At 37.5% G+C, this 11,920-nt stretch carries 10 protein-coding genes; 7 read left to right on the forward strand and 3 right to left on the reverse strand.

Translation table 11 applies throughout. The features are described 5' to 3' along the window. Positions 1 to 440 precede the first annotated feature (440 nt). On the reverse strand, positions 441 to 1,367 hold the full coding sequence (locus tag ABD769_RS14940) for an NAD(P)-dependent oxidoreductase (RefSeq protein ID WP_344852207.1): 927 nt from the start codon (positions 1,365 to 1,367) through the stop codon (positions 441 to 443). Between the two features lie 219 nt (positions 1,368 to 1,586). Here ABD769_RS14940 and ABD769_RS14945 point away from each other — a divergent pair, with 219 nt between their 5' ends. The 4 genes from ABD769_RS14945 (at position 1,587) to ABD769_RS14960 (ending at position 7,626) form a co-directional block, all read left to right on the forward strand. Further along, positions 1,587 to 4,079 (forward strand): TonB-dependent receptor, encoded by a 2,493-nt coding sequence (locus tag ABD769_RS14945; protein WP_344852208.1) that lies wholly within the window; start codon positions 1,587 to 1,589, stop codon positions 4,077 to 4,079. 178 nt (positions 4,080 to 4,257) lie between these two features. Beyond that, positions 4,258 to 4,812: an NUDIX domain-containing protein gene (locus ABD769_RS14950; protein WP_344852209.1), complete on the forward strand. Its 555-nt coding sequence runs from the start codon at positions 4,258 to 4,260 to the stop codon at positions 4,810 to 4,812. A 1,557-nt stretch (positions 4,813 to 6,369) separates the two neighbouring features. After that, on the forward strand, positions 6,370 to 6,831 hold the full coding sequence (tnpA, locus tag ABD769_RS14955) for an IS200/IS605 family transposase (RefSeq protein WP_344852210.1): 462 nt from the start codon (positions 6,370 to 6,372) through the stop codon (positions 6,829 to 6,831). A 36-nt stretch (positions 6,832 to 6,867) separates the two neighbouring features. Then, positions 6,868 to 7,626 carry a lysophospholipid acyltransferase family protein gene (locus ABD769_RS14960; protein WP_344852211.1) on the forward strand — a complete coding sequence of 253 codons (759 nt, stop codon included), beginning with the start codon at positions 6,868 to 6,870 and terminating at the stop codon, positions 7,624 to 7,626. 173 nt (positions 7,627 to 7,799) lie between these two features. Here ABD769_RS14960 and ABD769_RS14965 read toward each other — a convergent pair whose 3' ends face one another. Continuing rightward, the gene (locus tag ABD769_RS14965) at positions 7,800 to 8,549 is read right to left on the reverse strand and encodes a LytR/AlgR family response regulator transcription factor (protein WP_138819591.1); all 750 of its coding nucleotides are present in this window, start codon (positions 8,547 to 8,549) and stop codon (positions 7,800 to 7,802) included. 60 nt (positions 8,550 to 8,609) lie between these two features. Next, on the reverse strand, positions 8,610 to 9,644 hold the full coding sequence (locus ABD769_RS14970) for a sensor histidine kinase (protein ID WP_344852213.1): 1,035 nt from the start codon (positions 9,642 to 9,644) through the stop codon (positions 8,610 to 8,612). 259 nt (positions 9,645 to 9,903) lie between these two features. Here ABD769_RS14970 and ABD769_RS14975 point away from each other — a divergent pair, with 259 nt between their 5' ends. From ABD769_RS14975 to ABD769_RS14985, 3 genes are read left to right on the forward strand one after another with little or no spacing between them, the layout of a single operon-like run. Continuing rightward, positions 9,904 to 10,161 carry a hypothetical protein gene (locus tag ABD769_RS14975; protein ID WP_344852214.1) on the forward strand — a complete coding sequence of 86 codons (258 nt, stop codon included), beginning with the start codon at positions 9,904 to 9,906 and terminating at the stop codon, positions 10,159 to 10,161. A gap of 5 nt (positions 10,162 to 10,166) precedes the next feature. Further along, complete coding sequence (locus ABD769_RS14980) at positions 10,167 to 11,075, forward strand: ABC transporter ATP-binding protein (RefSeq protein WP_344852215.1); 909 nt, start codon at positions 10,167 to 10,169, stop codon at positions 11,073 to 11,075. A 1-nt stretch (position 11,076) separates the two neighbouring features. Then, positions 11,077 to 11,874: an ABC transporter permease gene (locus ABD769_RS14985; RefSeq protein WP_344852216.1), complete on the forward strand. Its 798-nt coding sequence runs from the start codon at positions 11,077 to 11,079 to the stop codon at positions 11,872 to 11,874. The last annotated feature ends 46 nt before the right edge of the window (positions 11,875 to 11,920 follow it).

Genomic DNA, 11,920 nt, shown 5'->3' on the forward strand with positions numbered 1-11,920 from the left:
CTCGTTTCTAACGAGCGTTGAATAATTTATCGTTTAGAAACGATAGAATCGTATAGCTATTGATGCGCACGTTGATAAACGAGCGCAAACTCGGAAAATAAAATGGAGATTTATACCTTTTTTAAACCTAAGTATCGAGTTTAAGTAGCTGTTAATTTTTATTTTGAGCGCGTGGCCTGTGTAAGAAAATAAATTGGCTCCTGTGTTCCGCTTATACGCTTTGGGCTTCGTACCTCTGCCCTGCAGGGTAACGCTTCACCCAGGGCTAAATGGCAAAAGCGGCAGTTTATTTTAAGGGTTGCAGGCTGCAGCCGAACAATATAAACCTGATTGTAATGAAAAGCCCACAGCGTAGCGAGGACTTGTAATGAAAAGCAGGACAGAACCTTCACGACTAGCTGTGCCTGTGCTTTTCAAAACCAAAATAAGCAAGAATTATACTAAAAACTAAGCCCGCTTAACTTCCCGGCCAAAACTTCCGAAATCTTACGGTACGAATCGAAGGTCCAGCCACCAACATGTGGGGTTAAAATCACCTTATCGTTATTCTTTAATTCATCATACCAGGGCTGTTCGCCTAACGCCGGGAATTTTTCAGTTTGTAAAACATCCAAACCTGCACCTAACATCTTTCCAGTTTTTATAGCATTTAGCACTGCTGGTGTATCCACAATTTCTCCCCTGGCCGTATTGATAAAGAAAATAGGCTTTTTAAAATGGAAGAAATATTCGTCATCCACCATCTGTTTGGTCTCGGCAGTTAAGGGAATATGCAAACTGAGTACATCGCTGTGTTTTACAATTTCTTCCATGCTTACCTCGCGAACAAAAGCATCGCTAAAACCTGTTTTATATTTATCGTATGCCATTACATCCACTTCGAAACCAGCGAGTTTTTTAGCAAAACTCTGTCCCATAAAACCATAGCCGATAATACCAACCTTTTTGCCTTTCAGCTCATAACCGCGGTTACCCTCCCGGTCCCAAACGCCATTTCTGATTTCCATGTCGGCCCTCCGGAAGTTATTCATTAATGATAACAGCAGGCCTGTAGCATGTTCGCCAACGGCATCACAGTTGCCCTCCGGAGCGTTAATAAGCTGAATATTTCTTTCAAAGGCAATTTTATCATCAATATTATCCAAACCTGCTCCTGCCCTGGCCACAAATTTCAGGTTTGGTGCTGCTGCAAAAATTTCGGCATCTATTCTAAATTTTGTCCTTACAGCAATACCGGTATAATCTTTTATTTTATCTAAAGTTTGCTGACGGGTAATCTGTGGTTCATCATCAACCAGGTAACCCATGGCAATGGCCTGCTCTTTAAATGCAGGGTGCAGATCATCAACAATTAATATCTTATTCATAATGAACAAAAGTAACATTTTGCACATTGATCAACTGTAATATTCCGTCATTGTTTCAGGCAAAACAGAAAACTACCAATTACAAACTGCCAACTGTAAATTAACCCACAAAAATATTACTATAAAATGGCTGTAATAAAATAGTTACGGCTCATTTATTAAACTTACTTGCCGTTACTTTGTCTCCCTTTATAAAAACACACAAATTTTATTTTTTAAATGAGACTTTTACAATACAAAACAATAAAGATTACCTTCCTGCTGCTCACCCTTTCATTTAGTCTTTTCGCACAAACAGGTGGAAAAGCAAAAATTACCGGAGTACTTAAAGATGCCAAAACACAAGAAACCATTCCTTTTGCCACAGCAGTTTTAATTAATAAAGCCACCGCAAAAAATGCCAAAATAGTGCAAACAGATGTGAACGGTGCATTTGTGATGACTGATCTCCCAACCGGGACTTTTACCTTTAAAATCAGCTTTGTTGGTTACCAAACCATGGTTAGGGATAATGTAACGATTACGGCTACCACAGGTGCGTTAAATTTCGGCGACATTAAAATGAACCCTGCAAAAGGTAATGTACTAAGCGAAATTACCGTAACAGGCCAGAAACAGGGCATGCAAATGGGAATAGACAAAAAGATTTTTGCTGTAGATCAGAGCGTAATCAGCGAAGGTGGTTCTGCAGGCGATTTATTGCAAAACGTACCTTCAGTTTCTACCGATATGGACGGTAATGTGAGCCTTCGCGGATCAACCGGCGTAAAAGTTTTAATTGATGGTAAGCCATCTTTAATTGCTGGCGGTAACGTTGCGCAAATCTTGCAATCTATTCCTGCCAGCTCCATTGAAAGTGTGGAGGTAATTACCAATCCATCAGCCAAATACGATGCCGAAGGTCAGTCGGGTATCATCAACATTGTATTAAAGAAAAACACCAAATTAGGCTTTAATGGCTCGGCAGCCGTAACGGCAGGTAACCGCGATAACTACAACGCCAATACCAATTTAAGTTTCCAGAACAGCAAAGTAAACATTTATGGTAATTACAGCTACCGTTATGGTAACCGTATTGGTGGCGGTTTTCAGGATATTACCTATAAAACAGCAACACCAGGTTCAACAGCTTTTGCGAACCAGAATACGGTTTCAAACTCTTTAGATAAAGGGCACAATGCTAAAGCGGGTATCGATTATTATCTGGCCCCCAAAAGCGTAATCAGCTTATCGGGTGGTTTCAATTCGAGAGAAAATGACCGTAACGATTTGCTAAATATCAGACAGTTAAATTCAAACAATGCTCCTGTTTTACTGAGCAACAGAACCAATACTACTGATGGTTATGGCAATAGTTATGATGCAAACCTGGATTATGTGCAGAAGTTTAAAAAGCCTAAAGAAGAATTAACTTTTAATTTTGGCTATTCATACGGTACAAATAACAACGATCAGGCTTACAGCACCAATACCATTAACCGCAATGGTGTTCCAATTGACGAAACCTTAAGTTTACAACGTGTATTTAACACCGGTAATAATACCAATTACAATATTCAGACTGATTATGCCCTTCCAGTAGGTAAAGCAGGTAAAATTGAATTGGGTTACCGCAGCCAGATCCGTTTAGGAAATAACGATCAGTATGCCGATTCAATCCCTACCAATACCAATGTTTATGTAAGTAATAATAAATTGATTAATGGTTTTGATAGCAAAGACCAGGTACATGCCCTTTATTTTAATTACCAGAACCAGATTAAAGATTTTGGCTACCAGGTAGGTTTAAGGGCTGAAGATGCGCGGTTGGATACCCATTTAGAAGGTTATACCAACAACGTATTAACTACAGCTGAAGGAAATATCCACTATAAAAGATTATACCCAAGTGTATTTTTAACACAGAAACTGAAAGGCGACAATCAGCTTCAATTGAGCTATACCCGCCGTGTAAACCGTCCACGCCCATGGGATACCAACCCGTTTTTGGATGTTTCTGATCCCTTAAACTATAGAGGTGGTAACCCGAATTTATTACCGGAGGATGTGCACTCATTTGAGCTTGGATATAGCAAATACTGGAAAAAAGTAACCTTAACGTCGAGTTTATATTTCCGTCAAACCAACGATGTAATTCAGCGTGTGAGAAGTACGCCTGTTAACGGGATTATCACTTCAACTCCTCAAAATTTATCACACCAGATTAATAGTGGTGTGGAGTTAATCGGTCGGTTTGATCTGATTAAAGCTTTAAATTTCACCACCAACGTTAACTTATACCAGGCCAAATTTGCCGGTGATGAGCGTTTTGATATTGCATCAAGCAGTGGCTTTAGCTGGAATGCCAACGTAACCGGAAATTTAACGGTGGTTAAAAATCTATCGTTGCAGGTACGTGGCGATTACAGGGCGCCAGAGGTGATGGCACAAGGAAAACGTAACGCAATGTACGGCATAGATGGCGGTGCGAAATATGATTTCCCAAACAAAAAGGCATCTTTAAGTTTCAATGTTAGGGATGTATTTAATACCCGTAGATGGAGCATGACCACCGAAGACAATTATACAATAGTTGATTTCCAGCGTCAGATGCAGGGAACAATGGGTAGCTTAACTTTCTCTTACCGTTTCGGAAAAACCACCTTTACCGGTGCCAGTAAAAAGAAGAAAGACGATCAGCAGGAGAACCGTCCTGATGAAGGATCATTCTAATCTTGACCAATAGGCTGTATCATAAAGTTAAATTAATTGCAATTTATCACGTTGAGCTTGTCGAAACGCTCAGGATGATTATTTTGAACAAGGGGTGCTTAGAAAAAATCTAAGCACCTTTTTTTTGCACTAGAATTTCTTCCTTCTAAAAACCCATAGTAAGTTGCTATCTTGCACCATGGAAGATATTAACCCCTGGAAAACGCTGGAGAGTGAGGTAAAATATGATAATAACTGGATCCGTTTAACCGAACACCAGGTAATTAATCCATCTGGCGGAAAAGGGATTTATGGCACCGTGCATTTTAAAAATCTGGCCATCGGGATCCTTCCTTTAGATGAAAATTACAACACCTGGCTGGTAGGCCAATACCGGTATGCGCTGGATGCTTACAGCTGGGAAATTCCGGAAGGTGGCGGTCCGCTCAAAGAGGCACCTATAGAAAGCGCCCGAAGAGAATTATTGGAAGAAACCGGCATGAGTGCCAGAAACTGGAAAGAAATTCAAAGAATGCACCTTTCCAATTCTGTGAGCGATGAACTGAGCATTATTTATATAGCTACCGGCTTAATTGAAGGGATTGCCATGCCCGAAGAAACGGAACAGCTTATCGTAAAAAAATTACCCTTTAAAGAGGCTTATCAGATGGTGTTGAACGGCAAAATCACAGATTCAATGAGCGTGACCGCAATATTAAAAGCAAAGCTGATGATGTTGAATGGGGAATTGTAATATCACAATCACCAAATGTTCCTAACGGAACATAAAAAATATCAAATATTTTTCCTTACTACCTATGATATGTCCCGATGGGACCTGAGATATTAAATATGGGGATAATCATACCTCTATGATTTTTTATTTATGAATTGTTACACAGAAAATCCCTTGTCCCGCTAGGGACAAATCCTTGGTAGAAAACCCAATAATAACGTGAATTTTCGTTCCGTAGGAACGTTTCGTGTTCATCTAGTTATTTAATAGAGAATGGTAATGCCAAGATCATAAATTCTGTAACGATTTCCTGATGCGACATGAAATCGATTAATAATTTTATTAAAAAATCATTACACAGAAAAATCTCTTGTCCCGCTAGGGACAAATCCTTGGTAGAAAACTAGTTATTTAATAGAGAATGATAATGCCAAGATCATAAATTCCGTAACGATTTCCTGATGGGACATGAAATCGATTAATAATTTTATTAAAAAATCATTACACAGAAAAATCCCTTGTCCCGTTAGGGACAAATCCTTGGTAGAAACCCAAATAAACGTGAATTTTCGTTCCGTAGGAACGTTTTGTGTTCATCTAGTTATTTAATAGAGAATGGTAATGCCAAGATCATAAATTCCGTAACGATTTCCTGATGGGACATGAAATCGATTAATAATTTTATTAAAACATCATTACACAGAAAAATCCCTTGTCCCGCTAGGGACAAATCCTTGGTAGAAACCCAAATAAACGTGAATTTTCGTTCCGTAGGAACGTTTCGTGTTCATCTAGTTATTTAATAGAGAATGGTAATGCCAGATCATAAATTCCGTAACGATTTCCTGATGGGACATGAAATCGATTAATAATTTTATTAAAATATCATTACACAGAAAAATCCCTTGTCCCGCTAGAGACAAATCCTTGGTAGAAAACCCAATAATAACGTGAATTTTCGTTCCGTAGGAACGTTTTGTGTTCATCTAGTTATTTAATAGAGAATGGTAATGCCAAGATCATAAATTCCGTAACGATTTCCTAATGGGACATGAAATCGATTAATAATTTTATTAAAAAATCATTACACAGAAAAATCCCTTGTCCCGCTAGGGACAAATCCTTGGTAGAAAACCAAATAAACGTGAATTTTCGTTCTGTAGGAACGTTTTGTGTTCATCTAGTTATTTAATAAAGAATGGTAATGCCAAGATCATAAATTCCGTAACGATTTCCTGATGGGACATGAAATCGATTAATAATTTTATTAAAAAATCATTACACAGAAAAATCCCTTGTCCCGCCAGGGACAAATCCTTGGTAGAAAACCAATTAAACGTGAATTTTCGTTCCGTAGGAACGTTTCGTGATTGAATCTGGTTACGGTAGGGAAAATTTGAATATTTTATATAATTCAAAATAATTCTTAATTTAACTAACCAATTGCTAAAACAATTGAAATCCATCCCGAATAAATCTGTCAGTTGTCTTATAAAGATAAGATCCCTGATGGAAAAATAACAGATATAATTTCGTTCCGTAGGAACGTTGATATGGATTTAAATTTAAAATGCAATGCCTAATACCTACACCCAGTTACACATTCAATTTGTATTTGCTGTAAAGCACCGTGCTTCTTTAATTAAACCTGATTGGAAAGAAAGGCTTTTAAAATACATTACGGGGATATTTCAGGCAAATAATCATAAAATGATCCAGATCAATTGCATGCCCGACCATATTCATATTTTTATCGGGATGCGGCCGCATCAGTCAATTTCCAGCCTGATTCAAAATGTAAAAACAGAAAGTTCTAAATGGATAAACAATCAGGGATTTTGTAAAACAAAATTTGCCTGGCAGGAAGGTTATGGAGCATTTTCATATGCCAGGAGCGATGTAGAAAATGTTATTAAATATATTCAAAATCAGGAACAGCACCATAAAAAAGAAACATTTTTCCAGGAATACACTAGCTTTTTAAAAACCTTTAAAATCGACTACGAAGAAAAATATATCTTCAAAGAACCAGAATAATTTATTATTATCTTTGTCGCCTACTAAATCAACCAGATGAGCAAGCTTTTTGGATATATTTTAAGCCCTGTTTTTTATATTTTCTTCGGATTAACCCTCTGCATCTTCCACCCTATACAATGGCTTTGCTATAAAATTTTTGGCTACAAGGCGCATAAGGTTTCAGTTGATATCCTTAATTTTTTTCTTACCTATTGCCAGATTTTTCTATTTAATTCCATCAGCTTTAAAAACGAATACGATTTGCCAACCGATAGACCGATCATTTTTGCGGCTAACCACCAGAGCATGTACGATATCCCATCTTTAATCTGGTTTTTAAGAAAATACAGTGCAAAGTTCATTTCGAAAATCGAGCTTACCAAAGGCATTCCATCTATTTCCATTAACCTGCGCTTAGGTGGTGGAGCCAATATCAACCGGAAAGACAATAAACAGGCCATTTCTGAAATCATTAAACTTGGCCGAAGAATGAAAGAAAACAACTGGAGTACCGTTATTTTTCCTGAGGGAACGCGTGCAAAAGATGGCCAGTTAAAAACCTTTCAGTTTGGCGGTATTGCCACCATTTTAAAGGTGGTTCCCAATGCATTGGTTGTTCCGGTAGCTATAGAAAATTCGTGGAAAATTGTTCGTTTTGGCATGTTTCCATTAACCACTGGTAATGCCTTAAAATGGACGGTTTTAAAACCAATTGAACCTGGTGTAAAAACAGCAAACGACATTACCTTAGAGGTAGAAAATGAAATCAGGAAGGTTTTAGGTCAGCCAATGCAGCAGCCAGCTACGCTGTAAAGAAGGGTTAACTGGTTAATTGTTTAAATTGGTTAATCGCCGCTATACGCCTAACGCCAACCGCCCATCATCCATTTTACATTTTCCATCTTACAGATACTTTACAAAGTTAATCGACGCCAAACGCTATACGCTTAGCGCCCATCATCCATCTTCCATTTTACATCACCCCTTTAAATGTTCTTGTTCCCAATCACCCTGAAAAATTCATCGCGGTAAGTATCGCCTACAGGGATAATTTTCTGGTTAATCGTAATCCGGCTGCGCTCAATACTTTCAATTTTATCAACCGCAACAATATAAGATTTATGTACACGGATAAACTGGCTTTGAGGTAAAGCTTCTTCCATTTTCTTCATACTCTGCAACGTAATTACGCGCTCATCTTTGGTGAAAATCGAAATGTAATCTTTCAAGCCCTCAATAAACAGAATATCGTGAAGGTAAATTTTTTGGATTTTGTGTTCTGTTTTAACAAAAATGTAATCCTGAACCGGATTTGGTGCTCCTGAAAACGGCGCAGGAGTAATGATGGGCTGTGCCACACTTGCCGGAGTTTCAACCGGTTTTACCTGATTGTGTACTTTTTCTACCGCTTTATAAAAACGATCGAATGCAATTGGTTTTAACAAATAATCAGAAACATTCAGATCATAACTTTCCAAAGCATATTGCGGATAGGCAGTGGTTAATATATAATGGCATTTATTGCCGGCAATTTTCAAAAACTGAATTCCTGTAAGTTCAGGCATCTGGATATCTAAAAACACAAGATCAATTCCACCACCCTGCACAATCTGCAAAGCTTCAATGGGGTTTTCGCACCTCTTAACCATCGTTAAAAAGGGCACTTTTGAGATATAATCCTGTAAAATATCAAGCGCTAAAGGCTCATCATCAACAACAATACAGTTTAAGTTCATTTTTGGTTAATCTATTTAATACATGATTTCCTTATCACCCAGGCCAGGTTAGTTGCCCGATTATATGTCAATCATCAGTTCGCAGGTGTAATGGGTAGCCGAATTTACAACATTTAATTTATATCTTTCAGGATAAACCAATTGTAATCTTCGTTCTACGTTGGTTAAGCCTACACCACCCTGCGCATCTTTATTCTGCTGGTTCTTTTTATTAATAACACTAAAGTGCAAAATTTTCTGGTTGGCAATAATATTGATCCTTACCGGTTCGGCAGGATCAGTTACCACACCATGTTTAAATGCATTTTCTACGAAGGAGATCAACATTAAAGGAACAATTTTCTGGTTATCGATTTCGCCATTTAGAGTAAGCTCGATATAAGCCCCATCTTTAAACCGTATTTTTTGTAGTTCGATATAACTCGTTAAATAATCTACTTCTTTACTTAAAGCTACTGTAGGGGTATTGCTCTCATAAATCATGTAACGCATAATTTCCGACAGCTTCATAATGGCATCAGCAGTTTTATCCGATTTCTGGTAAGCCAAAGAATAGATATTGTTAAGCGAATTAAAAAGAAAATGTGGATTTAACTGCGATTTTAAAAACTGAAGTTCCATTTCACGGCGTTCGCTTTCTAAATTACGCTGAATCCTTTCGCTTGCAAACCAATCGATAGTGAATTTAATGATACAGCTGCAGATTAAGAAAAACCCCGACAGGAACGTAACCATAATCACAAAACTATGAACCGGGATCTCCATCCGCTTTCCTTTAGCGCTTACTGTGGTTAATACATCATCTGGATACAATACAGCTATTGCGGTTTTAGCAACAACAGATACCGCAATTAATAATAAAAATGCCAGTACATATATAAAATATTTCTTCCTCTTCTTGATCAGTTCTGGAATTAAAAAAATATAATTAATGTAGAAAATCGAAATATTGATTACGCCATATACCATATAACTGATAAAATAGTCTTTCGCGGTATGTATTGAAGTATCAAAAATATTCATCCCAACAATTAGCATTACAATAATTGTCCAAAAAATAGCATGTAATATTAAAGGTCCCCTGCTTTGTTTCATTTAAAATCTGTTAAATATTGATGAAGCTGATATCCGTTTAAACAACGCATATTCTTCAAGCCACAAAATAAATAAAGTTTTATCGATTTACTTATACAATCTACCAACGGGCATTTTTTTTCTACCAACGGCCCAATGGGCAATTTTTATCGACAAACGCCAAAAATGTCTGTTGATCTAGAATCTTGAACACTTGGTATAATAGATTTTAGCAGGAAGTTTTTCTTCAGTTTCTTTGAATCATCAAAACGAAAACAATATGAAAACTACATCAGCAATCAACTTAAAAAATCAAACAGTAATGGCTGATGGAATTTTCGCAGCCGCTCAAATAAAACAAACCATCATGAAAAAGTTAGGAAACACATCACCATTTTTACTTTTATTATTACCAGTATTTATGATGATCATTTTAACACTTACAGTAAGCACCAGTCAGAATGATGCCGAGATTGTGGTAAAACCTGCTAAAGGTTCAGAAGCGATCGTGAAACAGGCTACAGCTATTTTTAAATAATAGCAATGAGCAATTACGCTATCGAAACTGTAGGCTTAAATTTCAACTTTGGCCAGCAAACCATTGTAAAAGATCTTTCGTTACAGGTGCCAAAAGGGAGTATTTATGGCTTTCTGGGGCCAAACGGAGCCGGTAAAACAACCACTATAAAAATATTACTTAACCTGCTGAAGTCGCCAGCTGATCAGGTTTTTGTATTTGGAAAAGAAATAAATAATAACCGCATAGCCATCCTTAAACGGGTGGGCGCACTGGTAGAACAACCGGCCATTTACGGCCACTTAACAGGCAGAGAAAACCTGATTAACCGCTGTATCCTGCTGGGTATAAAAAAAACCAAGGCAGACGAAATGTTAGCGTTGGCAGGCCTTACCGAAGCCGCTAACAAAAAAGCCAGTAAATATTCTTTAGGAATGAAACAACGTTTGGGCATTGCGCAGGCGTTAATCTCAGATCCGGAATTATTACTTTTAGACGAACCTACCAATGGTTTAGATCCTAACGGGATTATCGAGGTACGTAACCTGATGATTGATCTGGCCACCAAACATGGGAAAACCATATTGGTATCGAGCCATTTACTGGCAGAGATCGAAAGAACCGCCACACATGTGGGCATTATCAATAAAGGACAGCTCTTATTTCAGGGTACAATTGAGGAGCTGCACCTGTTAAGCAAACCCCTGCTCGAAATTGAAGTAAACAACATCGAAAATGCAAGCGCACTGATTGCAAAAACCGGTTACGAAATTATCGCCCAAACCGATAAAAAAATCACCGTTCCATTTACTTCATCACAAAAAAGCGGCGAATTAAATACTCTGCTAGTTCAAAATGGATTTACGGTAAGTAGTCTGTATCAACAAAAAAAGGATCTCGAAAATCTATTTCTGGATATTACAAAAACCAATTAACATGCGCACGCTCTATATATCTTTAATATCGGAATTTTATAAATCGAGAAAAACGCTGGCTTTTTGGGCGGCGATCTTATTGCCAGTTATTATATGCGGATTAATCACTTTCGGTTTTTATTCAAGCTCCGAAAAAATACTGAATCTCCATTATCCTCCTATGTTGCTTTGGGGCAATTATATCGGTGCATCACTTAACGTAATGGGTTTGTTAATTCTGCCTTTCTACGTAATATTTATGGCCTTTTCAGTCAATAATATTGAACATAAAAACGATACCTGGAAAATGCTGTTTACCCAGCCCTTAAACAAATTTTCTATTTATGCGGCTAAATACCTTTACGCCGTATTTTTAATCTTGATCTGCTTATTTCTTTTTGCATTTTTAACATTTGCATTTGGCTATCTGTTGCAGGTTTTAGTACCGAAATATAATTTTGATCAGTATAACCCAACCAACATCCTGTTCAGCTCTTACGCTAAACTTTTTCTGTCTTCACTGGGTATTTTGTCTCTGCAATTCATATTGAGTTTATTGTGGGCTGATTTTCTTAAACCTATGGGGATCGGTTTTGTGGGTACCATTATGGGCATTATAACTGCTAATGTGGGCTGGAAATATGCCTACCTCATCCCCTATTCGTTACCAACCCTTGCTTTAAGAATCACTAAAGTTAAAAAAGGGGCTGATCCTTTAAATTTTCCTGTTTTTACACAAGAAATATGGACGAGTTTAATTTACGCAGGCATTCTATTCATCATCGGCTACTTTATCGTGACTAAAAAGAGCATAAAATAGGCAAAACACTAAATTTATCGGTCAATTCATGTAAAAATATCATTAG

The sequence above is a fragment of the Pedobacter jeongneungensis genome (assembly GCF_039538295.1).
GTDB lineage: Bacteria > Bacteroidota > Bacteroidia > Sphingobacteriales > Sphingobacteriaceae > Pedobacter > Pedobacter jeongneungensis.